This window comes from Pseudomonas glycinae (genome assembly GCF_001594225.2).
Classification (GTDB): domain Bacteria; phylum Pseudomonadota; class Gammaproteobacteria; order Pseudomonadales; family Pseudomonadaceae; genus Aquipseudomonas; species Aquipseudomonas glycinae.
Map to the genome: position 1 here is coordinate 1,746,642 of NZ_CP014205.2, position 23,887 is coordinate 1,770,528.

Genomic DNA, 23,887 nt, shown 5'->3' on the forward strand with positions numbered 1-23,887 from the left:
CGTCGTGGGGAATATCAATAAAGCCTTCACCTGCCTTCTGCTGATCGGATCAGCCGCCAGCACTTTCCTCAGTTTCAACGTTCAGGCCGAAGGCAATGGCGTGATCGTGCTCAATCGTGACGTCCAGCCGATCCCGATCGGCCGCAGCGGCGGCAAAGACCCGTATCCCACCACCGTCAATGCCAATCCTTCGGGCCGCATCGGTCAAGCAATGACCAGCACCGAACTCAACGACGGTGAATTTGCCAGTGTAGCCAGCGGATCCTCGATTCGCGGAAGTATCACCACCCCGACTTCGAACATCCCCGGCATGAACACTGTGACCAATCCGAATGGCTTGCCTGGTATGGGAGGCGGTCACGGCGGCGGTGCCGGCGGCTCGATCTCCAATACCGTCAACCGTGCCATGAGCTCCGGTCTTGCCCCTCTGACTCGCATGGCTGGAGGCCAATAAATGAATCGCTCTCTGCTCTTGCTCGCCCTCCTCGGCTGCACCAGCGCTATGGCTGACCCGAGTTCCGTGAACAACGCGAACATTCAGGAAACCGGCATCCAGTACCGCGGCAACTACAACGTCAACCAGGCTGCCGGCGACCAGATGCAACAGACCAACACCAAAGCAATCGCCATTGGCACCAGTGCCAGCGCGACCACCAGTGTCATCCAGCACATCAACACGCCCGCCGACCGCACTGGCAATGCCAGCGCCAACATCGGCGGCAACTCTTTCACTAACGGCAACGGGATCCTGGGCGTGAACCAGGGCGCCGGGGCCAATAACCAGATGGCCAACGTGACGCGCGTCAGCATCAGTGCTGCCCCGCAGAGCGTTGACGATAGCGCCCTTTCTCAACAGAACGTGGCGTTGTTACCGAGCTCAGGAGCAACTGGTACCTCACCCGGCAGTCGCCAGGTCACGACAAGTGATCAGGCCTTCACCGGCAGCCGAGGGGTAATCCAGGTGAACCAGAGTGCCGGGGTGGGGAACCGAATGGCTAACACCCTGAGCATCCGGGTCGCTGACTGACCCAAACAACAAAAGCAGTGCAATTAGAAAGTACCAACACTTAACCAACTAATAAGCACGGAGAAACACCATGAAACCTACAATGGCCCTCAAACCACTGGTTTTCGCACTCGCAGCAGTGATGGCAATCGCAGCACAGGCAGGCGGTCGTGATGATAATCACGGTCATGGTAACGGGCATGGCAACCATGAACCAAAAGGCCCAACCCTGGAACAACTGCTGCAAATCGGCGCTGGCGCCGGGGCGGCAGTGCTCGACACGCAAAGCAGCTCTGGCAACCTGGTCGGCAACCAAGGCACCAAAAATGATGCCTCCGTCCGCGACTCGGCCAATGGCACCAACGGCAACGTTGGCATGAACAACACCGCCGGCGATGGCAACCAGCAAGACAATGCCGCCGCTCTGGCCACTGCCGATGAAAGTTTCATCTTCGGCTCTGCGGTGTCGGTCTCCAGCGCAACTCAAGTCAACACCAACAACGCCGTTGCGAACTACTCCACCACCAACAACGCCAACCTCAACAACGTGGGTAACGGCGGTTCCGGCAACATTGGCGTGAACAACAGTGCCGGCAACTTCAACCAACAGAAAAACAACCTGGCAATTGCTGTATCGGGTGGTCGTGTAGCTAACGCCGCTGCTGCTGCGAACCAAACCTCCACTGGCCTGACCGTAGCCAACAACGGCACTCAAACCTACAAAAAAGATACCCTCACCGGTACTTTCGCCGGGGCTGGCGCGTTCTACGCGAAGGGCACTGCAAAAATCGAAGACGACGATCACGGTCATGGCGGATATGGCAATAACGACAGAGGCCATGGTGGCGACAAAGATCAAAAAGCCAAATTCGAAGCAGTGGGCGTCTTTGGCCTGGCAGGTGTGACCACTCAACAAGTGATGACCCCTGATGGCTGGAAAAACCCTGTGACCAACAACGCTTCCATCTCCAATGTTGGTAACAACTTCTCGGGTAACGCTGGTTACAACAACGCCGCTGGTGTTGGCAACCAACAAAGCAATACGCTGTCCATCGCCGCAGGTTGCAAATCCTGCATGTAATCGCGATCGAAACGAAAGCCCCGGAAACGGGGCTTTTCCTCAGTCCGCAAAGGCGTATCGATCATGCGTAAGACTGCCCTCCTCGCTCTGCTTTGCTTCTGTGGTCTGACCCAGGCTGCCCAGATGCCCGTTGCTGCCTTGCCTGGCGGCACGCTTGTCTACAAGAACGTGCAAAGCATTCGTGAGCGCAAGTTTGCCGACATCGTCGAACAGAAAACCGACTTCAGTTGCGGCGCCGCCGCACTGGCGACGGTATTGCGCCAGGCCTATTGGCTCGACGTCGATGAAGAGCACATCATCAAAGGCATGCTGGTCAACGCTGACCAGGACCTTGTCCGTACTCAAGGTTTCTCCATGCTCGACATGAAGCGCTACATAGAAAGCATCGGCATGCGCGCCAGGGGCTACAAGATTCCACCGGAAAAACTCGACGCAGTCACGATCCCGGTGGTGGTACTGATGGAAATTCGCGGCTACAAGCATTTCGTGGTGATGCAGCGGGCGGACAAGGATTGGGTTTACATCGGAGACCCGGTTTTAGGACACAAACGCTACTCCCATGATGACTTTGTCAAAGGTTGGAACGGCATTGTCTTTGCCATCGTCGGCCCCGGATATGACAAGGCCAATGCCTTGCGCAGCCCTCCGGTACCGGTGACGGCCAAGAACAAGCTGGATGCCTTCAACCCGGTCAAAGATGCTGAATTGATGGACTTCGGGTTCATACAGAGCGACTTCTTTTAATCGCCGATTACAAGATTGGGGCTGGATGTCCCGGGAGCAGCAGATGAAAACCTCATACTGGCTGGCCGCCGCCTGTCTGGCAGCGAGCGCATCAGGCTATGCCAATGCAGGATTCAAACCCATCGAAATCAAGGACCAGGAGCTCGCAGAGCTGCGCGGTCGTTATGTCATGCCGGGGCGGATCATCAGCTTCGGCGTCGTCATGAGCAGTACCTGGCGCAACGCCAGTGGAGATCTGATCGGGGCATCGGCCACGATGCAATTGCAGGCCGCTTCGATAAAACCTGAATTCTACGTCTCGACCATCAAGGAACACGGCAACGGCAATACCCCGGAACTGGGGACGGGCTCGGTCGTGGGTGGCGCGGGACTCAACTCCAGCCAGGGCGTAACGCAGAGTGTGCGCGCCGCTGGCGATGGCAACGCCGCCTACAACAACGTTGCGATCAACGTCAAAGAAGCCAGTCAGGCACCCGCCCTGGCGCCCGCCCAAGGCCAGGCCTTGATGGCCGGCCAGACCATTTCCGGCAGCAACGGTGCCGGCAGCGTCGCGGTTTCAGCCACAAATGGCGGTGTGCAAATGGCCATTCAGGCCTCCGGCAATCAGGGTACAGCCTTGCAACAGGTCGCCCAGGGTGGACTGTTGCAAAACACCCGTCTGCTGGGTAACGCGAACGTAGTCAACAACCTGACACAACTCAACGTTGTCCTTAACAATAACGGCATGAGTGCCGGCGCACTGGACTGCAACCTGACTCAACTCAGGGCACTACGCAACATCGGATATTGAACTACGCTGAGTCTCGATCATTGGGCTTAAAGGGACGGCTTATTCATGTATCGATCAGTATCACTGCGTGCCGCTGTATGTTTGAGTACTCTTCTACCGGCGGCAATGCTGCAAGCAGCACCTGATGCCGATGTCGAAGCCCTGAAACAGGAACTTCTGGAGCTTAAGCAACGATACGAAGTACAACAGAAAGCCCTGGCGGTGCTCGAACAGCGGGTCCGGCAGGTCGAAGAACAACCCGCCTCTCCACCCCCAAAACGCCTGGCCAAATCGCCTTCGGACATGAAAGGCAACCGGGTCGCCACCGGCACCGGGGCTGCAACGGCTTCGGGGGGCGCCGCCGGGGGTAGCGGCGCATCCTATGGCCAGTCACTGGCCGACGATTCGCAACCGGCACAGAGTGTGTCCAACCTGTACGACGAAGCCAGCGGTTTCTTCGGCGGCGGCAAGTTCAGCTTTGAAACCGGCGTGACCTATTCGCGCTACGACACCCGCCAGCTGATTCTCAACGGTTTCCTCGCCCTGGACTCGATTTTCCTCGGCAACATCAACCTCGACCGGATCAAGGCCGACACCTGGACACTGGACCTGACGGGCCGCTATAACTTCGACAACCGCTGGCAGTTCGACCTGAACGTGCCGGTGGTCTACCGCGAATCGACCTATCAGTCCGGTGGCGGCAACGGCGGTGCATCCAACGTCACCACCGAACAGGACGTCAGCCGCGACCCGACTCTCGGCGACGTCAACTTCGGCATTGCGTACAAGTTCCTGGACGAGTCGGTCAACACCCCGGACGCCGTGGTTTCCTTACGGGTCAAGGCGCCTACGGGCAAGGACCCGTTCGGGATCAAGCTGCGCCAGACCGATGCCAACTCGAACCTGTTCGTGCCTGACACCTTGCCTACCGGCAACGGCGTCTGGTCGATCACCCCGGGCATCTCGCTGGTCAAGACGTTTGACCCGGCCGTGCTGTTCGGCAGTCTGTCCTACACCCACAACTTCGAGGAGTCGTTCGACGACATCAGCTCCACGGTCAACCAGAAAAACCCGGGCAAGGTTCGCATCGGCGACAGCTTCCAGATTGGTGCAGGTGTTGCCTTCGCACTGAACGAGAAGATGAGTATGTCGTTCTCCGTGTCTGACCTGGTGCAACGCAAGAGCAAGCTGAAACAGGATGGCGGGGATTGGGAATCGGTGGTGTCCAGCGACGCCAACGCCGGTTACTTCAACGTCGGCATGACCATCGCGGCCACCGACAACCTGACCATTGTGCCCAACCTGTCCATCGGCATGACGGACGATGCCCCGGACTTCTCCTTCAGCCTGAAATTCCCGTACTACTTCTAAACCGCGACATCATGAAAAGGCCCGCTGCGACTTGCATCGCAGCGGGCCTTTTCAGCTTCCGGACCTCAGGAAGCACCGCGCCCTAGCGGATCTGGTGCTTGTGCAGCAAACGATAGAAAGTCGGCCGGGAAACCCCCAGCACTTTGGCGGCAACGCTGAGATTGTCGCTGTGCCGGTTCAGCACATCGCACAACGCCTGGCGTTCGGCGCGGGTCTTGTAGTCTTCCAGGGTGCCCATCGGTGCCGCGATCGACTGCTGGCTGATCAGCCCCAGGTCACGGGCTTCGATTTGCCGCCCTTCGGCCAGCACCAGGCCTCGACGCACCCGGTTGGCCAGTTCGCGGACATTGCCCGGCCAGTCGTGTTTGCCCATGGCGATCAGCGCGTCTTCACTGAAGCTGCGCGGACGACGGCCGGTTTCATGGCTGTAGAAATGGGAAAAGTGGTTGGCCAGCATCGACAGATCGCCGTGGCGCTCGCGTAACGGCGCGGTCACCACTTGCAGCACATTGAGCCGGTAGTACAAGTCTTCGCGAAAGCGCTTCTTCTCGATGGCGGCTTCGAGATCAACGTGAGTCGCCGCCAACACCCGCACATCGACCGGGATCGGTTGACTGCCACCGACCCGTTCAATGTGCTTTTCCTGAAGAAAGCGCAGCAGATTGGCTTGCAGCTCCAGCGGCAGATCGCCGATTTCATCGAGAAACAAGGTGCCGCCGTTGGCCGCTTCGATACGTCCGACCTTGCGCTGATGGGCGCCGGTGAACGCGCCTTTCTCGTGGCCGAACAGTTCGGACTGGATCAAATGCTCGGGAATCGCCCCGCAGTTGATCGCCACAAACGGTTTGCTGTGGCGTTGCGACTGCCGGTGCAGGGTGCGGGCGACCAGTTCCTTGCCGGTACCGCTTTCGCCGCGAATCAACACCGGCGACTCGGTGGGGGCCAGTTTGCTCAGCAGCTTGCGCAGCTCGCGGATCGGTTTGCTGTCACCCAGCAGCTCATGTTCCTGCTGATCGACGTGTATCGTGCCCTGACCGCGCAGGCGCGCCATGCCGAACGCGCGGCCGAGGGTGACCTGCACCCGCGACACGTCAAACGGCAAGGTGTGGAAATCGAAAAACCACTCGCAGACGAAATCACCGACGTTCTGCAAACGCAGCACTTCCTGATTCAACACGGCGATCCATTCGGTACCACTGCGGCTGATCAGCTCTTTGACGGCTTCGGGACGTTCCAGATGAAAAGGCTGTAAACGCAACAGGCCTACATCGCACGTTCGGTCGGCGGCATTTTCCAGGCTGCAACTGTCGACGTCCCAACCTGCAGCACGTAAACCCGGCAATAATCGGTGACAGTCGTCGCACGGGTCGACGACCAGTAAACGTCGTAATGCAGGCGCTTCGTTCATGACTGTTCCTTGGCGCCAAATTTTAGGAAATGATCGTAAAAACAGTCATTTGGCAAACCTGACTGTTACATTAGCAAGAATTTGACGGCGTCTTGTATCGATTGCTTATAGGTATACAAGTGAAGCGGTTATAAGAAGCGGCTTTATTAGTTAGCTATCGACTTGATTCTTTCGCCAGGCTTTCAAAATCTCTCTGAATATTGAGTGTATGAAAGAAAGTCGAAATTTCTTCAGATTCCGTGTGACCTGTCAGCGGGTTGCGTGCATCAGTACAAGTAACTCGCCGAACGGTCAGCCCAACCGACGGCATATCACTTGATTGGGCACTATAGAGAGAAGACCCCAATGAACGCCCCGCTCCGTATCAACGAAGCTCTTTTGATCGCCAACCGCGCATTCAAACCTTTCCAATGCGTCGCCTGGGCCCCGCAAGACGGGAATGGCGAACTCTGCCTCACCGTGATCGACCGCACCAATTCCCACATCGGTCGCACCCAGATCCCGAGCAGCGCCTACTCCGATCCGGCGCAACTTGAACACCTGCTGCAACAGGCCCGCGCCGAACTAAGCGAAGAAGGCTATGCGTTGCAATCCTGGTCGATGCCGCACTGATATTTGTGGGTAATGCGGATGACGTTCAAGTCATCCGCCCTCTTCTGCTAGTTGCGAATCCATTTCCAACTTCAGTCTTTCTGTACAACTTTCTTCAATACTTTCGCGTCTGAATACTTGGCAGGCTTGCGACTGGTTCAAAAAGACACTGTTCTGGCACAGTGCGACCCTCCACCTGTTAATTCTGTCAGTTGTACTTGCGCGTATTCAGGGATTGAATGTCTCCCTCATGCAGTTACCCGTTCCGCCTCCCGGAAATCGGTCGACTCGCAAGGAGAAGCATGCATGTCAACCCAGACCGCTATCGCACTCCCGACGCTAGCGAATAACGCCGGACAACTCGACAAGACCTTTTCCAGCAACGGCCTGGCTCAGGTTTATTTCGCCGGCAGTACGTCCAGCCTGATCCAGAGCGTGGCGCTCGACGCGCAGGGCAGGATCCTGGTCGCCGCCAAGGTGGGCACTGCTCAAGGCAGTTGTTTCGGTCTGGCCCGTCTGCTTGAGGACGGCTCGGCTGATCTGGGGTTCGGCTTTCAAGGCAGCGTGATAGGCCGGTTCGCTGCCGGTTTCGAAGCCACCGGCGGCAAGGTTCAAGTCTTGCCCGACGGGCGGACTCTGCTGGCGGGCCTGCACTACGAATCAGAACATCGCACCCTGCCCGCCCTGGCGATGTTCGATGCCCAGGGCCGACCTGACCCGGACTTCGGCGACAATGGTCGGCAAATCGTCCGCCTGCCCGGTGACCTCTCCATGGGCGCCCGCGATGCATGGCTGCCACCGGGCGTTCCGGGCGCAGAAGCCTGCGACTTCGCAGTGCAACCGGATGGCCACATCCTGCTGATCGCCAATCATCACTTCGAGCTGGCCGATCACGTCGGCATGTTGATCCGCCTCAAACCCGACGGCAGCCTGGACCCATCCTTCAATGGTCGCGGCTTCGTCATGGTTCGCCACTTGCTGCTCAATACCTGGCTGGGCAGCGTGCTGCTGCAAGAAGACGGAAGAATCGTGGTGGGCGGCTCCATCGACTTTCCGCAGGAAGGCCTGCTTGCACGCTATCTGCCGGACGGGCGGCTCGACGAACGTTTTGCGGTGGACGGCTTCATGGCCTTCAAAGTCCAGGGACGCAGTGCTCTGGTCAATCAAGTCATCGAATCAGCGGAGCATTTGCATTGTTTTGGCAGCAGTCGCGATCCGATCCGATGCATGGCCCTGTCTGTCCACGGCAACGGTCGCCCCGACCTGCACTGCAATGACGGTCAGCCGCATCTGCTGGATATCGGACCCAGTGGCTGCCAGTGGAGCGCGGCGCAGGTAATGCCGGACAGTCGCATCGTTGCGGTTGGCGCGACGATCGGCGGAGTTGAGGCCGACTTCATCATCGCCCGCTATCTGGTCGACGGCCGCCTGGATCGAAGCTTCGGTTCCGGCAATGGCTGGTTGCGCACGCGACTGGGCCGCAGCCTCGATACCGCCACGTCAGTGGCGATACAGCCCAATGGCGCGATTCTGGTGGGCGGCTATTCGCTCGATGGCAACTACCGCGCAGTAGTGGCGCGCTATCTGAATCACTGATGCGAATCTTCCCACACTTGATCTTCCCCATGGCTTACGGCAACTTGCGCGCTTCTTAAGACAAGGAGTAGCTGATGTCCGGTTCGATGGCCCAGGCGTTCGCGCACAATTTTCTCGGGCATTCGCCCCGCTGGTACAAGGCGTGCATCGTCGGGTTTCTGATGCTCAACGCACTGGTGCTGTGGAGCGTCGGCCCGGTCGCCGCTGGCTGGTTGCTGGTGATCGAGTTCATTTTCACCCTCGCCATGGCGCTCAAGTGCTACCCGCTGATGCCCGGCGGCTTGCTGCTGATCGAAGCGCTGCTGCTGAAAATGACCACGCCCCAGGCGCTGTACGAAGAATTGCAGCACAATTTCCCGGTGATTCTGCTGTTGATGTTCATGGTCGCCGGCATCTATTTCATGAAAGACCTGTTGCTGTTCCTGTTCTCGCGCCTGTTGCTGGGCGTGCGTTCGAAGGCGCTGCTGGCCCTGATGTTCTGCTTTCTGTCGGCATTTCTTTCGGCGTTTCTCGACGCACTGACCGTCACCGCAGTGATCATCAGCGCCGCCATCGGCTTCTATTCGGTTTACCACCGGGTGGCTTCCGGCAACGATCCGCGCCAGGACAGCGAATTCAGCGATGACCGGCATCTGCCCCAACTGCATCACGAGGATCTGGAACAGTTTCGTGCCTTCCTGCGCAGTCTGTTGATGCACGGCGCCGTCGGTACTGCACTGGGCGGCGTCTGCACCTTGGTTGGCGAACCGCAGAACCTGTTGATCGGCCACGAGATGGGTTGGCACTTCGCCGAGTTTTTCCTGAAGGTCGCACCGGTTTCCCTGCCGGTTCTGCTCGCGGGACTGGTGACGTGCCTGTTGCTGGAGAAACTGCGCTGGTTTGGCTACGGCACGCTGCTGCCGGATAACGTACGTGCCGTGCTGGCCAACTACGCCGCCGAAGACAATGCCGAACGCACCCCGCGTCAGCGCGCCGCCCTGCTGGTGCAAGGCTGCGCTGCGTTGATCCTGATTGCAGGTCTGGCATTCCATATCGCGGAAGTCGGCCTGATCGGACTGATGGTGATCGTGCTGATTACCGCCTTCACCGGGATCACCGACGAGCACCGACTGGGCAGCGCATTCAAGGACGCCATGCCGTTCACCGCGCTGCTGGTGGTGTTCTTCGCCGTGGTCGCAGTGATTCACGACCAGCAACTGTTCGCGCCGCTGATCCAGTGGGTCCTGGCACTGCCGGCCGACCAGCAACCGGGGATGCTGTTTATCGCCAATGGCCTGCTGTCGGCGATCAGTGACAATGTGTTCGTTGCCACGATCTACATCACCGAAGTGAAGCAGGCGTTCCTGTCCGGGCACATGAGCCGCGAGCATTTCGAGACACTGGCGATTGCGATCAACACCGGCACCAACCTGCCGAGCGTGGCGACGCCCAACGGTCAGGCGGCGTTTCTGTTCCTGCTGACGTCGGCGATTGCACCGCTGGTACGGTTGTCGTACGGGCGGATGGTGTGGATGGCGTTGCCTTACACCGTGGTGATGGGATTGCTCGGCTGGTACGCCGTGAGCTACTGGCTGTAGAAACAACAACGGGAGCCTTGGGGCTCCCGTTTTTTTATACATAAATCAGCGCGGCAATATGTGCTGCTCGATGGCTTGCGCCACGCCATCCTCGGTGTTCCGCCCGGTCACCACGTCGGCCTGACGTTTCACCGCGTCCTCAGCCTGGCCCATGGCGATCGAGAGACCGGCAACATGGAACATCGCCGGATCATTGCCGCCATCGCCAATCGCCGCCGTTTGCGCCAGCGGCACACCGAGGTGCTCAGCCAGCGTCACCAGCGCCGAGCCCTTGTTGGCCTCGACCGCCGTCACGTCCAGATACACCGGCTGCGAACGCGACACCTGCGCCATGCCCTCGACCTTCGGCAGCAACCGCGCCTCCAGTTCGATCAGCAGCTCAGTGTTGTTGCTGGTAGCGACGATCTTGTCGATACGCTCCAGATAAGGCTCGAAACTCTCCACCACCACCGGCGGATAACCGAGCCCGTGCTGTTCGCGCGGCACCATCGGCCCGTGCGGATCCTTCAGCAGCCAGTCGCCACCGCTGAACACCCAGATTTCGACATCCGGCTGGTCGGCGAACAGCGCCAGTGCGGTCAACGCTGCCGTGGCCGGCAGGTAATGCGCGACCAGAATGCTGCCGTCCGGATTGACGATCGTGCCGCCATTGAACGCCGCCGTCGGCAGATCGACGCCCAGGGCTTCGATTTGTTGCAGCATCGCTTTGGGCGGCCGCCCCGTGGCGAGACTGAACAACACGCCCGCTTCGCGCAGCGAACGAACCGCGTCGATAGTGCGCTGACTCAGGCTGTGATCGGGCAACAACAGCGTGCCGTCCATGTCGCTCAACAGAAAACGGATCGGCTCACTCATCCGAGACCATGCCAGACGCGACCATCGCGAGTCAGAAGATCATCGGCGGCTTTCGGCCCGTCTTCGCCAGCGGCATAACTCTGCACGCTCGCGTCCTGTTGCCAGGCGTCGAGGAACGGCTGCACCGCGCGCCAGCCGTTCTCGATGTTGTCAGCGCGCTGAAACAGCGTCTGGTCGCCGGTCAGGCAGTCATAGATCAGGGTTTCGTAGCCGGTGGACGGCTGCATTTCGAAGAAATCCTTGTAGGCGAAGCCCAGTTCGATATTGGCCATGTTCAGCGCCGGCCCCGGCCGTTTGGCCAGCAGGTCGAACCACATGCCTTCGTTGGGCTGGATCTGGATACGCAGGTAGGTCGGCTGCAATTCGTCGACCTCGGTATCGCGGAATTGCGCATACGGCGCCGGTTTGAAGCAGATGACGATCTCGGTGTCGCGCACGCTCATGCGCTTGCCGGTGCGCAGGTAGAACGGCACGCCGACCCAGCGCCAGTTATCGATCATCACTTTCAGCGCCACGTAGGTTTCCGTGGTGCTGTCGGGGGAGACGTTGTTTTCATCGCGGTAACCGGCCACCGGTTTGCCAGCGACTTCGCCGGCGCTGTATTGGCCGCGTACCGAGTTTTCTCGCGCTTCCTCGATGGTCCAGGGGCGAATCGCGCCGACCACCTTGGCCTTCTCGCCCCGCACCGCATCGGCGCCGAACGCGGCCGGCGGCTCCATCGCCACCATGGCCAGCAACTGGAACAGGTGATTGGGCACCATGTCCCGCAGGGCGCCGGTGTGTTCGTAAAAACTGCCACGGGTTTCGACGCCGACGGTTTCGGCGGCGGTGATCTGCACGTGGTCGATGTAGTGGTTGTTCCAGAACGCTTCGAACAGGCTGTTGGAGAACCGGCTGACGAGAATGTTCTGCACGGTTTCCTTGCCCAGGTAGTGATCGATCCGGTAGATCTGCTTTTCCGACATGACCTTGAGCAGGCAGGCGTTCAACGCCTCGGCGGTTTGCAGGTCGGAGCCGAACGGTTTTTCGATCACCACCCTTCTGAAGGCTTCGGGGGTTTCTTCGAGCAACCCGGCGCTGCCGAGACGGCGCACCACTTCGCTGAAGAAACGTGGCGCGGTGGCCAGGTAAAACACCGCATTGCCAGTGCCGCTGTCGGCGATTTTCGCCGCCAGGGCCGAATAAGTGCTGTCGTCCAGGAAATCGCCCTGGACGTAGCTGATGCCTTTGGCGAGTTTGGCCCACAAGGACGAATCAAGCATCTGATCGCCCTTGCCGACCTTGGCTGCCACCTCGGTGCGGATGAAGTCTTCAAGCTTTTGCGCGAAGGCTTCATCGGTGATGGCGTTGTGGTCAACGCCAACGATCCGCAGGCCATCATCCAGCAGGCCGTCGCGACTCAGGTTGTACAGCGCCGGCATCAGCAGGCGCTTGACCAGATCACCGTGGGCGCCGAACAGAAACAGCGTGGTCGGTGGCGCGGGTTCTGCCTTGGATTTCCTGCGGATCGTATGGGTCATTTCTTCGGTGTCTCCACGTGGCCGCCAAAACCGAAGCGCTGGGCCGAAAGAATCTTGTCGCCGAAAGTGCCCTGGCCGCGAGAGCGGTAGCGCGAGAACAGCGAGTTGGACAACACCGGTACCGGCACCGCTTGTTCCATGGCCGCTTCAATGGTCCACTGGCCTTCGCCGCTGTCCGCCACGGAGCCCGAGAAGCCGTCGAGTTTCGGGTCGCTGGCCAGCGCATCGGCGGTCAGATCCAGCAGCCAGGACGACACCACGCTGCCACGACGCCAGACTTCGGCGATGTCGGCTACGTTCAGGTCGAAACGCTGATCTTCCGGCAGGCGCTCGCTGGACTTGGTCTTGAGAATGTCGAAGCCTTCGGCGAAGGCGGCCATCATGCCGTACTCGATCCCGTTGTGGATCATCTTGACGAAGTGGCCGGCACCGGCGGGACCGGCGTGGATGTAGCCGTGCTCGGCGCGGTGATCATCGGACTTGCGGTCCTTGGTGCGCGGGATGTCGCCCATGCCCGGCGCCAGTGCGGCGAACAGCGGGTCCAGACGCTTAACGGTCTCGGCATCGCCGCCGATCATCATGCAGTAGCCGCGCTCCAGGCCCCAGACGCCGCCGGAAGTGCCGACGTCGATGTAGTGCAGGCCCTTCTCGGCCAGGGTTTTGGCCCGGCGGATGTCATCTTTATAGTTGGTGTTGCCGCCATCGATGATGGTGTCGCCCGCCTCGAGCAGATGGCTCAGGGCTTCGATGGTGTCTTCAGTCGGTGCCCCGGCCGGCAGCATGACCCATACCGCACGCGGCTTGGCCAGGCCTGCGACCAGTGCAGGCAGATCGGCGACGCCGGTAGAGCCCTCGGCGGCCAGGGTGTCGACAAAGGCGGTATTGCGGTCGTAAACAACGGTGGTGTGACCGTTGAGCATCAGACGTCGCGCAATATTGCCGCCCATGCGGCCCAGTCCAATAATCCCGAGTTGCATGTGCTGATGCTCCTTACTACAAATAAAAGTGTGTCAAAGGTTATAGCCCAACGTAACTCCTGGAGCTTAGTCCAGAGCGTCGGTGTGAAGTTTCCGGGCATTGTGCCCGATCCAGACTGATAACGTCGGGAAACGTGCCGAAGACACAACGACCATGAAAAATAAAAAAGTTCCATTCACGAGCAAAAGAAATCAAAATCGGCGCCGATAGCAGATCAAGGCTCCAAACCGGGGGCTGATCTGCAGTTGAGACACGCCATTTGCGAGGTGAGCAATGGGCACAGTACACACAGCAATGCCGCCACAAACCCTGTACGTCACTATCCGTCGCGATGAATTGCGGCAGTTGAAAGATGAACGCGATCAGCTCAAGCATGAACTCGCGCAATTGCGCCTGCTGACCCAGGGCGCCGAGCCACAGCCTCTGCCGCGCGTACAGCGCTCGCCCCACGCCTGATCTCCCCCGCCCGCTTCGGGAGCGGCCATCGCCGTTCCCGACATGCTGCACCTCTGGCCCATTTCGGCAACTAACAAAGTTTTCACATCCGCTTGTTGATACTCCGGCGCATTCTGGCCGTGCGTGTGTGCACGGCCTCCGTTCGTCGGGTTCATGCGCCGGTTGCATGAAGCGCCCGGCGGTGGATGTGACGACTGAGCTGGAGTGCTGAATGGCGGTGTTCAAACGCAGCAAAACGACTGCGACAGGTTTCGACTGGGCCGGTTTCATCTGGCTGTTCGTGTTTTTCTGGTACTTCTCCGGTATCACCCAACTGCTGATCCAGTTGACGGGCACCTCAGGGTTCACCGGGTTCCGCCAGGCTTTCGTGATGAGCGCCGTGTGGCTCGCGCCGATGCTGCTGTTCCCCAACCGCACCCGCCTGCTCGCCGCCGTGATCGGCCTGGTGCTGTGGGCCTGCTCGATGGCCAGCCTGGGTTACTTCTTCATTTACCAGCAGGAATTCTCCCAGAGCGTGATCTTCATCATGTTCGAGTCGAACGTGTCCGAAGCCGGCGAGTACATGACCCAGTACTTTGCCTGGTGGATGGTTCCGGCGTTCCTCGCGCACACCGCGTTCGCGTATTTCCTGTGGACCCGCCTGCGTCCGGTGTACCTGCCCCGTGGTCAGGCATTCGTCGCTGCCATGGCGATTCTGGTGGCCGTGATCGGTTACCCGCTGATCAAGCAGACGATGCGCACCGGCAGCTTTGCCCAGGGCTTCGAAAAATTCGAAACCCGCATCGAGCCGGCCGTGCCGTGGCAGATGGCAGTGGCGTATCACCGCTATCAGGAAACCCTGGCCGACATGCAGGGCATGCTGCACAGCGCGAGCAAGATCCCGCCACTGAAAAATCTCAAGGACGCGGGCGCCAGCCAGCCGGCGACCCTGGTGCTGGTGATCGGCGAGTCCACCAACCGCCAGCGCATGAGCCTCTACGGTTACCCGCGTAAAACCACGCCGGAACTGGACAAGCTCAAGGATCAACTGTCGGTCTTCGACAACGTCATCACCCCGCGCCCGTACACCATCGAAGCGCTGCAACAGGTGCTGACCTTCGCCGACGAAGAAAACCCGGACCTGTACCTGTCCACGCCGTCGCTGGTCAGCATGATGAAGCAGGCTGGCTACAAGACCTTCTGGATCACCAACCAGCAAACCATGACCAAGCGCAACACCATGCTCACGACCTTCTCCGAACAGGCCGACGAGCAGGTGTACCTGAACAACAACCGCAACCAGAACGCCGCGCAGTACGACGGTGACGTGATCGAGCCGTTCAACAAGGCCCTGGCCGACGCGGCGCCGCGCAAATTGATCGTCGTGCACTTGCTCGGTACGCACATGAGCTACCAGTACCGTTATCCGCCGAGCTTCGATAAGTTCCAGGATCGCAACGGCGTTCCGGCCGGTGTGCGTGACGATCAGGTGCCGACTTACAACAGCTACGACAACGCGGTGCTGTACAACGATTTCGTGGTCTCGAGCCTGATCAAGGACTACGCCAAATCCGATCCGAACGGCTTTTTGCTGTACCTCTCCGACCACGGCGAAGACGTGTTCGACTCGGTGGGCCACGGCACTCTGGGTCGCAACGAAAACAAGCCGACGGCGCCGATGTACACCATTCCATTCATGGCCTGGGCCTCGCCAAAGTGGCGTGAAACCCACAACTGGAACTTCACCGGGGATTTGAGCCGGCCCTACAGCAGCTCACACCTGATCCACACCTGGGCGGATCTGGCCGGTTTGAGTTTCGATGAGCTGGATCGCAGCAAGAGCCTGGTCAGCGACAGCTTCAAGCCGCGTCCGCTGCTGATCGGCAACCCTTATGAACGCGAACAGCGGGCCCTGATCGACTTCAGCCTGATGAAGCCGAAAAAACCCGCCGCCACAGAAGTGGTGCTGCAGCAGTAACGAGAAGGGCCGGAAACGGCCCTTTTTTTCGTCTGACTGAAACACCTTCAAATAATAATATTTCTCGTTTGGTACTAAATCGCCCCCTTCACCTTCGTCTTTGAACAAACGGAATTTTTCCCTCAAAGACAAGGAGTCGGCTGCGATGTTCGCGCCCATCACCCGTTCCATGACCCTGACCCTTGGCCTGTGCAGCGTTGCATTGAGCCCGGATCTGCTGGCTGAAACCGACACGGAAAAACAGTCGCCCGCCGCTGCGCCGGCACTCGAGCTGGCGTCCACCAGCGTTACCGCCCAGGGTCTTGGCAGCACCACTGAAAACACCCGCGCCTACACCACCGGCGCCATGAGCACGGCGACGCGGTTGAACCTGTCGATCAAGGAAACCCCGCAATCGGTGTCCGTGGTCACCCGTCAGCAGATGGATGATTTCAAGCTCGGTACATTGTCCGAGGCCATGAGCCAGACCACCGGCATTGTGGTGCAGCACAACGATTCGGATCGGGTCAGCTACTCATCCCGCGGCTACTCGATCAACAATTTCCAGATCGACGGGATGCTCAACACCTTCCAGTACATGAAGTCCGATTCGGACACCATCATCTACGACCGCATCGAAGTCGTGCGCGGCGCCACCGGCCTGACCACTGGCGCAGGCGACCCGTCGGCGACCATCAACATGGTGCGCAAACGCCCGACCGCGCAGTGGCAGGCTCAGGCCGGCGCCAGCGGCGGCAGCTATGACGATTACTACAGTTACGTCGATGTCGGCGGCCCGCTGGCCTTCGACGGACGGTTGCGCGGGCGCAGTGTGCTGGCCTATCGCGACCAGGGATCATTTCGCGACAAGTACGCCCTCCAGCGGGAAGTCGGCTACGGCATTCTCGAAGCGGATCTGACCGATTCCACCGTACTGGCCGTCGGCTATGACTATCAGGACAAACAGGTGCAAGGCTCCTCATGGGGCACCTTGCCGTACTGGAACGCCGATGGCAGCAAGACCGGACTCGGACGCTCGACCAACATGGCGACGTCCTGGAGTTCCTGGCCTCTGCGCGACAAGACCGCGTTCGCCACCCTCGATCAGACCCTGGCCGGCGACTGGCACCTGAAAGCCGCCTACACCCACCGCAAGAGCGACACAGACGGCAAGGTCTACTACGCCGGTGCCGGTTTTCCCGAGCCTGATCGCAGCGGCATGACCGCCTACACCTCGCACATGATTGGCCCGCAGCGCATGAAGGCGTACGACTTCAACCTGTCCGGCCCTTATTCACTGCTGGGTCGCGAACATCAGATGATGATCGGCTATGGCGAAGCCGAACGCAGCTCCAGCTCGCCCTATACCGTAGACGGAGCTGTTGCACGCGACTACAGCACCATCCGCGACTGGAAATACATGGGCGACATCGCCAAATTCACGGACACCGTGACCGGGCTCACCAGCGCCAAAGACAGTACGCAACAAAAAGCAGGTTATCTGGCGACCCGCCTCAGCCTGACGGACGAGTTGCACGCCGTACTTGGCACCCGCTACGGCAGCTGGAAGGCGTCAAAAACGGCCAACACCTTCGACGACAACCTGCGACTGGAAAGCGTCGATGCCAGCCGCCAGCAGCACAACGACATGTGGACGCCCTACGCCGGTCTGCTCTATGACCTGACGCCGGAATACACCGTTTATGTCAGTTACACCGACATCTTCAAACCGCAGACCTACCGCGACGCCAACCGCAAGTTCATCGAGCCGATCGTTGGCAGCAACTATGAAATCGGGCTCAAGGGCAGCCTGCTGGACGAGCGCCTGAATCTGGCCACCGCCATTTTCTGGAGCAAGCAGGACAACGTCGCCGAAGTCGATGACTCGGTTCTGCCTGATCCAGTAACCCAGGAAGAGTTCTACAAGTCCGGTGGCAAGGGCAACAAGGTCAACGGTTTCGAAGCCGAGGTTTCGGGTGAGATCCTCGACGGCTGGAACATGACCGCCGGCTACACCTACACCCACTCGGTCAACGGCGAGAAACAACGCAGCAACACCAATCAACCGCTGAACCTGTTCCGCCTGTCCACGGCCTATCGCCTGCCGGGTAACTGGAACGCTCTGACGGTGGGCGGCGCGGTGAATTGGCAGAGCGACGTCTACGGCAACTCCAATCGCCCGGTCGGACGCGGCGCCAATGGCCGGATCATCACCGAGCGTGCGCGGATCAGTCAGGACGCCTACACGGTGGTGAAGCTGATGTCGCGTTATGAGTTCGACAAGCACCTGTCGGCGTCTCTCAACGTCGACAACCTGTTCGACAAGAAGTATTACGACAACGTCGGTTTCTACAACGGCGTGTTCTGGGGCGATCCACGCACCGTGACGCTGAGCCTCGACTGGAAACTCTGACACCCTTCCCTCGCGACCTGCACGCGTCACTCACGCGTGCAGCGTTCGTCCAATACCCCGTCAATCCTTACACTGAACGAGCGTTAACCCTTGGTTAATGCCCTCGGTGGACACTGCGCCCCGAGGCTTAGATTCATGGACGAACGGCTCCGACATTTTTCGTAGGAGGCACCATGAAAACCACGACTGCAATCCTTGCCGGTCTACTCACCCTCGCATCCGCCAGCGCATTCGCTGAAGGCGGCGCCGAGCGCATGAGACATTACTGGGCCAATTTTCCGGTCCACTCTGCACAAAGCCAGCAGGCTGATACGAAGTCTGACGAACTCAAGGTTCCGGACGACCAGACCGCCCAGGTCACCGAGTCCTATCGCCCTTGAGCGAACGCTTTACCGATGGACCTGCGATGGCTCGGCTCTGGCCTCGCAGATGACAGTTGGGCGCCCTTTCCGGGCGCCTTTTTTATGCCTGCAGATCTTGGATCGGCAGAATCCGAGACATCAGTGGCCCCAGATGAGTTCTTCGGTCCAGCCCAGCTCGGCAAAATCTTCTGCTCGCAAACCGGACTCGCCGGCACAGAAAAACTCGTCCAGTTGCGGCGGTTTCACCGAAGTGCCGCTGAGCATCGCGTGGACTTGGCCACGGTGGTGGATCTGGTGCTCGAACAAATGCGAAATCATCCGCAGACGACTGTCGTGCTGCGGCGTGTCGCGGGCGATGGTAACGATGCGCCCAAGATCGGCATCGCGCAGTTGCTCGCAGTAGGCGATCAGCCGCCGGTCGACATGGGCCTGTTCGCGGCGCAAGGCCTGCGCATCGGTGAAGGGTTCGTCAGCGTTGAAGAACACGTAGCAATCGGGATGCGGTTCGTCACCGCGCAACTCACGTTCCAGCGCGTCGACGTAGAACCAGTCGCAGGTGAGGATGTGATTGAGGGTCAGGCGGATGTTTGGGAAGAAACTGACCCGTGGCGCCGCCAGCTCCGCGTCATCAAGCTGGCTCCAGGCCTTGGCCAATCGATGGTTGGCCCAGGCATTCTGATAGGCCATGGTCAGCAAATGGTGGGACAGTGGCTGAGTCATGTCGCGCCCTCCGTGTTTTCAGGTCTCGGCGAAGCGTTGCAGCTGCATCTCCTGCAAGCGGCTGAGGGTCCGGCGGAACGGGAATTCCAGATAGCCCTCGGTATACAGCGCGTCCATCGGCACTTCGGCCTCGATGTACAGCGGCACTTTCCGGTCGTAGCACTCGTCGACCAGCGCGATGAAGCGGCGCACGCCGTCGTCATGCACGGACAGTTGCGGCAATTCGCGATCACCGGCCATCACCCGCTCCGCGCCGTCCTCGGTGCCACGGGCGATCCGCCCTTCGCGTTTTTTCGCGCTGAGGTTCGGCACCTCGCTCAACAGGATAGCCCGGTAGGTGTCGCACAGCGCGATGAAATCCATGGCGGCGAACGGTTGCTCGCACAGGTCGGCATAGCGGCACCACAGCACCGAATCGCTGGCCTGCACCACGTTCAAGGCGCGGTAACCCACCGGCACCGGTTCGGCACTGAAGGTTTGCCCGGCGGCCAACGCGTCGAACACCTGGCTTAGCGCGCTGCCCTGCCCCGGCTGAGTGACCCAGTAACGCTGCTCGATGGCGCCGGGGTGCAATCGGTGATCTTCGGCGCCATTCACCGCAACCACTTGCATGTGCTGTTTGATCGCGGTGATCGCCGGCAGGAAGCGGTCGCGGTTGAAGCCGTCGGCATACAGCTGATCCGGCGGCAGGTTGGAGGTGCAGACCACCACCACGCCTTCGTCGAACATCACCTGAAACAAGCGCCCGAGAATGATCGCGTCACCGATGTCATTGACGAACAACTCGTCGAAACACAGCACCCGCACCTCGGCCGCCAGCTCACGGGCCAGCGCCCGCAACGGATCGGCGATCCCGGTCAACTGAAAGGAGCGCTGATGCACCCAGCCCATGAAGTGATGAAAGTGCTGCCGCCGCGCCGGCACCCGCAGGCTTTGATGGAATTGATCCATCAGCCAGGTCTTGCCGCGCCCGACCGGGCCCCACAGGTAAACGCCGGTGACCGAACGGGCACCGGCGTGCAGGGCTTCATGGCATTTTTGCAAGGCCCAGACCGCGTGTTCCTGGGCTTCATCCTGGATGAAGCCCTTGTGGTCGACGGCGTATTGCCAGGCGCTTAAAGGGGAGTCGAAAGTCATGCGCGGCAGTATGCCACGATGGCTACAGGGAAATATCCAGCCGAGCGATTTTGCCCTGTTCGTTGAGGCGGAACGTGTAGCGCAGCTCCAGCGGGCTGCCGGGAAACGTTCCGGAGATCAGCCCTTGCACCAGCACTTTACCGGTGCGCTGCTGGACGCCGAGTACTTCGACCCGTGGCTGATAGCGCTGGGCGGTGTCCTCCATCCAATTGGCAATGGCCTGTGGGCCGACCTGATGATTGCCTTCATCGAACACGTGGGCATCCTCGGCAAAAAAACTGCCGACCCGGGACGTATCGCGAGCATTGGCGGCGTTGATGTACTCAACGATGGCCGGGGCGAGTATCGAGGTGGGGTGGAACATGATTACAGCTCCTTTTTTCGGGTTCTGTCGCCATCCTAGAACAGCCCTGCGTCAATTCCTGTCAGGAGTGAAACGGCCGTTTTCGTCCAGTTGCATCAGCCGCTGCCAGGTGCGCAACAGGTCGCTGCGACGCCCCGGATAGCGCTCGCCCTGCAGGCTGGCGGCGGCAATCCGGTCGGTGCGAAAGGTGCGATAGGCGCCGCGCAACTCGCACCACGCGACGATGATCCGCACCTCGTTGAGAAAGCCCAGCGCCAGCGGCCAGATCAAGCGCTGGCTCTGTACCTGTTGCGCATCGGCGTAATCGATGTGCAGCTTGGCCTGATCGCGGATCGCGTGACGGAAAACGTTCAACGGCACCGCGTTCTGCGGAAAGCCGTAGCCCGGCGGCCCGGGCATGACCGTCGGATTGCGCAGCGCCTCCTGGGCCTGCGGGTCCAGCACGGCAGCGATTTTCGCCAGCGCGTCGGCGGCGGCTTTGCTCAGCACCTCATCCCCACGCTGATCGACATAACGCAGGCCCAGCACGATGGCTTCGGTCTCGTCGGCGTTGAGCATCAGCGGGGGTAGAAACAGGCCGCTGCGCAACACATAACCGATGCCCGCCTCGCCGTGGATCGGTGCACCGAGTGCGGTCAGTTCGGCGATGTCGCGATAGAGCGTGCGTTCGGAGATTTCCAGCTCGGACGCCAGCGTCGCGGCGGTCACCGGGCGTTTCTTGCCACGCAGCACTTGCAGCAGGGTCAACAGGCGAGTGGTTCGCGACACGGTGAGAGGCTCCGGACAAAAGTTTGCCGGAGCTTAGCAGAGCCTGGTGTCAGAAATTGTCAGGAGCTTTCACCAGACTCGGAGGGGATCACGCGTCGACTTTGTGCCGGGCCGCGTACAGGCAAAGCATCTCCATGGCCAGGGTTGCCGCCGCCAGCGACGTCACGTCCGCGTGGTCGTAAGCCGGGGCTACTTCCACCACGTCCATGCCCACCAGATTGATCCCGCGCAGGCCGCCAAGGATCTCCAGCGCCTGCACCGTGCTCAACCCGCCGCAGACCGGCGTACCGGTGCCCGGTGCGAAGGCCGGATCCAGGCAATCGATGTCGAACGTCAGGTACACCGGGTTATCCCCGACCCGCGCGCGAATGGCCTCGACGATCGCTTCGCAGCCGCGCCGATGCACCTGCCGCGCGTCCAGCACCTGAAAGCCCTGATGATCGTCATTGGTGGTGCGCAAGCCGATCTGCACCGAACGCGCCGGATCCACCAGCCCTTCCCGCGCGGCGTGCCAGAACATGGTGCCGTGATCGACCCGCTTGCCACCCTCGTCCGGCCAGGTGTCGCTGTGCGCATCGAAGTGGATCAGCGACAGCGTGCCGTGCTTGCGCGCATGGGCCTTGAGCAGCGGATAGCTGATGAAGTGGTCGCCGCCGAAGGTGAGCATCGCGCTGCCGGAGCTGAGAATGTGCTCGGCGTGGGCCTCGATGCTTTCCGGGATGGTGTGCGGCGAGCCGTAATCGAAGTCGCAATCGCCGTAGTCGATCACCGCCAGATGATCGAACGGGTCGAACGCCCATGGCCAGTGCCGTTCCCAGGCAATCCCGGTGGACGCTGCACGAATCCCGCGCGGCCCGAAACGCGCGCCCGGACGGTTGCTGGTCGCGGTGTCGAACGGCACACCGCTGACCGCCACGTCCACGCCGCGCAGGTCGCGGCTGTAGCGCCGGCGCATGAAACTGGTGATCCCGGCATAGGTACTTTCGGCAGCGGTGCCGTAGAGGCTGTCACGGGTCAGGGCCTGATCGTTTTGCATGGGCACGTCCATCGGTGTGTTCCTGTTGTTATGAAGGGCTATTGGCGGCTACGGAAAGTGGTCCACAAGCGCGTGCGCTGGCGCATGTCCTTGAGGCTCATGCTGCGGTCGGCGTACAGCCGCTCGCGCACGTCGGGTTTCGGGTAGATGTCCGGGTCGTTGCGCACCGCTTCATCCACCAGCGGCGTGGCGGCCTGGTTGGCGGTGGCGAAGAACAGCGTATTGGTCAGCGCCGCAACGGATTCGGGGCGCAACATGAACTCGATGAAGGTGCGCGCGGCCTCGGGATGCGGCGCGTCTTTGGGAATGGCGAGGTTGTCCTGCCACACCAGCGTGCCTTCCTTGGGAATCCGGTAAGCAACCTCAAACGGCTTGTTGGCCTTGCGCGCCTGATCGGCCGCCATGCTTGCGTCACCGTTGTAGGTCAACGCCAGGCACACGCTGCCATTGGCCAGATCATTGATCTGCCGGCCGGTGGCGACGTACAGCACCGAGGGCTGCAACTGCTGCAACAAGGCGTCGGCGGCGGCCAGATCGGTCTTGTCGGTGCTGTAGGGATCCTTACCGAGATAGTGCAGCGCGAGGCCGATCACTTCCTGCGGCGAGTCGAGAATGGCGATCCCGCAATCCTTGAGTTTGCTGGCGTATTCAGGCTTGAACAGCAGATCGAGGCTGTTGAGCGGCACGTCCGGCAGCCGCTGTTTGACGGCCTCGACGTTCATGCCCAGGCCGAGGGTGCCCCAGGTGTAAGGCACGCCGTAGCGGTTGCCGGGATCGACCGCCGCCAGTTTTTCCAGCAGATCGGGATCGAGATTGGCGTAACCCTTGAGCCCGTCGTGGGGAATTTCCTTGAGCGCTCCAGCGGCCAGGCCACGGGCCAGCACGCTGGACGAAGGCACCACCACGTCGTAACCGCTGCCGCCGGTGAGCAGCTTGGTTTCCAGCACCTCGGACGTATCGAAGGTGTCGTAGCGCACGTGGATGCCGGTTTCCTTTTCGAAGCGCTGCAAGGTTTCCGGTGCCACGTAATCGGCCCAGCTGTAGAGATTGAGCGTCTTCTCTTCGGCCTGGGCGGCGATGGAGACGGTAAGCAACAACGCGGGCAAACACAGCTTGAAGACGGGAGCCATGACGAACACCTGACCGAAGGAAGTGGTGGCAGGATGCGCCGTCGGATACATTCGAGAAATACCAAGTTT

The 23,887-nt window shown here is 60.4% G+C and carries 23 protein-coding genes; 13 read left to right on the forward strand and 10 right to left on the reverse strand.

Annotation, left to right across the window (positions count from 1 at the left end; all coding sequences use genetic code 11):
* The first annotated feature begins 4 nt into the window (after positions 1–4).
* The 6 genes from fapA to fapF all read left to right on the forward strand — a co-directional run bounded on the left by fapA (position 5) and on the right by fapF (position 4,971).
* Positions 5–454 (forward strand): functional amyloid chaperone FapA, encoded by a 450-nt coding sequence (gene fapA / locus AWU82_RS07795; protein WP_064381761.1) that lies wholly within the window; start codon positions 5–7, stop codon positions 452–454.
* The gene (fapB, locus tag AWU82_RS07800; RefSeq protein WP_064381762.1) at positions 455–1,027 is read left to right on the forward strand and encodes a fibril amyloid subunit FapB; all 573 of its coding nucleotides are present in this window, start codon (positions 455–457) and stop codon (positions 1,025–1,027) included.
* Positions 1,028–1,097: 70 nt separating this feature from the next.
* Entirely contained in the window at positions 1,098–2,087 is a 990-nt protein-coding gene (gene fapC, locus AWU82_RS07805) for an amyloid-like fimbrin subunit FapC (RefSeq protein WP_064381763.1), read from the forward strand.
* Between the two features lie 63 nt (positions 2,088–2,150).
* The gene (fapD, locus tag AWU82_RS07810; protein WP_007957477.1) at positions 2,151–2,831 is read left to right on the forward strand and encodes a fibril amyloid maturation endopeptidase FapD; all 681 of its coding nucleotides are present in this window, start codon (positions 2,151–2,153) and stop codon (positions 2,829–2,831) included.
* Between the two features lie 43 nt (positions 2,832–2,874).
* Positions 2,875–3,621, forward strand: a complete 747-nt coding sequence (gene fapE, locus AWU82_RS07815; protein WP_064381764.1) for a fibril amyloid subunit FapE — start codon at positions 2,875–2,877, stop codon at positions 3,619–3,621.
* 45 nt (positions 3,622–3,666) lie between these two features.
* On the forward strand, positions 3,667–4,971 hold the full coding sequence (gene fapF, locus AWU82_RS07820; protein WP_064381765.1) for a fibril amyloid transporter FapF: 1,305 nt from the start codon (positions 3,667–3,669) through the stop codon (positions 4,969–4,971).
* A gap of 82 nt (positions 4,972–5,053) precedes the next feature.
* On the opposite strand, the gene AWU82_RS07825 is transcribed toward fapF, so the two are convergent.
* Positions 5,054–6,379: a sigma-54 dependent transcriptional regulator gene (locus AWU82_RS07825; RefSeq protein ID WP_064381766.1), complete on the reverse strand. Its 1,326-nt coding sequence runs from the start codon at positions 6,377–6,379 to the stop codon at positions 5,054–5,056.
* 345 nt (positions 6,380–6,724) lie between these two features.
* Between AWU82_RS07825 and AWU82_RS07830 the strand changes: the two genes are divergently transcribed.
* The 3 genes from AWU82_RS07830 to nhaB all read left to right on the forward strand — a co-directional run bounded on the left by AWU82_RS07830 (position 6,725) and on the right by nhaB (position 10,143).
* A complete protein-coding gene (locus AWU82_RS07830; protein WP_064381767.1) occupies positions 6,725–6,991 on the forward strand; it encodes a hypothetical protein in 267 nt (88 codons plus the stop codon).
* A 285-nt stretch (positions 6,992–7,276) separates the two neighbouring features.
* Entirely contained in the window at positions 7,277–8,566 is a 1,290-nt protein-coding gene (locus tag AWU82_RS07835; RefSeq protein WP_064381768.1) for a delta-60 repeat-containing protein, read from the forward strand.
* Positions 8,567–8,640: 74 nt separating this feature from the next.
* Entirely contained in the window at positions 8,641–10,143 is a 1,503-nt protein-coding gene (gene nhaB, locus AWU82_RS07840; RefSeq protein WP_064381769.1) for a sodium/proton antiporter NhaB, read from the forward strand.
* 45 nt (positions 10,144–10,188) lie between these two features.
* Here the strand turns inward: nhaB and AWU82_RS07845 are convergent, their stop codons facing one another.
* From AWU82_RS07845 to gnd, 3 genes are read right to left on the reverse strand one after another with little or no spacing between them, the layout of a single operon-like run.
* Positions 10,189–10,998: a Cof-type HAD-IIB family hydrolase gene (locus AWU82_RS07845; RefSeq protein ID WP_064381770.1), complete on the reverse strand. Its 810-nt coding sequence runs from the start codon at positions 10,996–10,998 to the stop codon at positions 10,189–10,191.
* Entirely contained in the window at positions 10,995–12,518 is a 1,524-nt protein-coding gene (gene zwf, locus AWU82_RS07850; RefSeq protein ID WP_064381771.1) for a glucose-6-phosphate dehydrogenase, read from the reverse strand. The genes AWU82_RS07845 and zwf overlap by 4 nt, the downstream gene beginning before the upstream one ends.
* Positions 12,515–13,495: a phosphogluconate dehydrogenase (NAD(+)-dependent, decarboxylating) gene (gene gnd / locus AWU82_RS07855; protein ID WP_064381772.1), complete on the reverse strand. Its 981-nt coding sequence runs from the start codon at positions 13,493–13,495 to the stop codon at positions 12,515–12,517. The genes zwf and gnd overlap by 4 nt, the downstream gene beginning before the upstream one ends.
* 274 nt (positions 13,496–13,769) lie before the next feature.
* Here gnd and AWU82_RS07860 point away from each other — a divergent pair, with 274 nt between their 5' ends.
* The 4 genes from AWU82_RS07860 (at position 13,770) to AWU82_RS07875 (ending at position 18,681) form a co-directional block, all read left to right on the forward strand.
* A complete protein-coding gene (locus AWU82_RS07860; RefSeq protein WP_064381773.1) occupies positions 13,770–13,952 on the forward strand; it encodes a DUF6026 family protein in 183 nt (60 codons plus the stop codon).
* Between the two features lie 211 nt (positions 13,953–14,163).
* Positions 14,164–15,909, forward strand: coding sequence for a phosphoethanolamine transferase CptA (locus AWU82_RS07865; protein ID WP_064381774.1), 1,746 nt, complete (start codon positions 14,164–14,166; stop codon positions 15,907–15,909).
* Between the two features lie 145 nt (positions 15,910–16,054).
* Positions 16,055–18,301 (forward strand): TonB-dependent siderophore receptor, encoded by a 2,247-nt coding sequence (locus AWU82_RS07870; RefSeq protein ID WP_064381775.1) that lies wholly within the window; start codon positions 16,055–16,057, stop codon positions 18,299–18,301.
* A 173-nt stretch (positions 18,302–18,474) separates the two neighbouring features.
* Positions 18,475–18,681 (forward strand): hypothetical protein, encoded by a 207-nt coding sequence (locus AWU82_RS07875; RefSeq protein ID WP_064381776.1) that lies wholly within the window; start codon positions 18,475–18,477, stop codon positions 18,679–18,681.
* Between the two features lie 120 nt (positions 18,682–18,801).
* Here AWU82_RS07875 and AWU82_RS07880 read toward each other — a convergent pair whose 3' ends face one another.
* The 6 genes from AWU82_RS07880 to AWU82_RS07905 all read right to left on the reverse strand — a co-directional run bounded on the left by AWU82_RS07880 (position 18,802) and on the right by AWU82_RS07905 (position 23,818).
* The gene (locus AWU82_RS07880) at positions 18,802–19,383 is read right to left on the reverse strand and encodes a DinB family protein (protein WP_064381777.1); all 582 of its coding nucleotides are present in this window, start codon (positions 19,381–19,383) and stop codon (positions 18,802–18,804) included.
* A gap of 18 nt (positions 19,384–19,401) precedes the next feature.
* Positions 19,402–20,520, reverse strand: coding sequence for a cell division protein ZapE (zapE, locus tag AWU82_RS07885; RefSeq protein ID WP_064381778.1), 1,119 nt, complete (start codon positions 20,518–20,520; stop codon positions 19,402–19,404).
* Between the two features lie 22 nt (positions 20,521–20,542).
* Positions 20,543–20,884, reverse strand: coding sequence for a nuclear transport factor 2 family protein (locus AWU82_RS07890; RefSeq protein WP_064381779.1), 342 nt, complete (start codon positions 20,882–20,884; stop codon positions 20,543–20,545).
* A gap of 51 nt (positions 20,885–20,935) precedes the next feature.
* Positions 20,936–21,652 (reverse strand): helix-turn-helix transcriptional regulator, encoded by a 717-nt coding sequence (locus AWU82_RS07895; protein ID WP_064381780.1) that lies wholly within the window; start codon positions 21,650–21,652, stop codon positions 20,936–20,938.
* A gap of 88 nt (positions 21,653–21,740) precedes the next feature.
* Complete coding sequence (gene speB, locus AWU82_RS07900) at positions 21,741–22,700, reverse strand: agmatinase (protein WP_064381781.1); 960 nt, start codon at positions 22,698–22,700, stop codon at positions 21,741–21,743.
* Between the two features lie 26 nt (positions 22,701–22,726).
* Entirely contained in the window at positions 22,727–23,818 is a 1,092-nt protein-coding gene (locus AWU82_RS07905) for a polyamine ABC transporter substrate-binding protein (RefSeq protein ID WP_064384102.1), read from the reverse strand.
* Between the last annotated feature and the right edge of the window lie 69 nt (positions 23,819–23,887).